The organism is Pseudomonas sp. Pse35, assembly GCF_024519715.1.
Lineage (GTDB): Bacteria > Pseudomonadota > Gammaproteobacteria > Pseudomonadales > Pseudomonadaceae > Aquipseudomonas > Aquipseudomonas paracarnis.
On the sequence record NZ_JALJRP010000100.1, the window covers coordinates 1 to 266 of the forward strand.

The 266-nt window shown below is 60.5% G+C and carries 1 protein-coding gene; it reads left to right on the top strand.

Going from position 1 to position 266, the window contains the following annotated elements; translation table 11 throughout:
• A partial coding sequence (locus OC445_RS26990) for a hypothetical protein (protein ID WP_262020465.1) occupies positions 1-266 on the top strand: 266 nt, incomplete at both ends.

Below are 266 nucleotides of genomic sequence, written 5' to 3' on the forward strand. Positions count from 1 at the left end.
CCGAGATCGAAAACGAAGCCGGCGAAACCTACCAACTCGACTACCACCCCAACGGTCTGATCCGCCAGGAAACCGGCTTCGACGGCCAACGCACCGCGTATGCCTACGACCTCAACGGCCACCTGCTGGAAAAGACCGAATACGGCGACGATAACAGTCAGCTAATCACTCGATACGAGCGCGACCACGCCGGTCGCCTCGTCCGAAAAATCCTGCCCGGTGCCAGCGTTGTCGACTATGCCTACGACCGCCAGGGCAACCTCCTC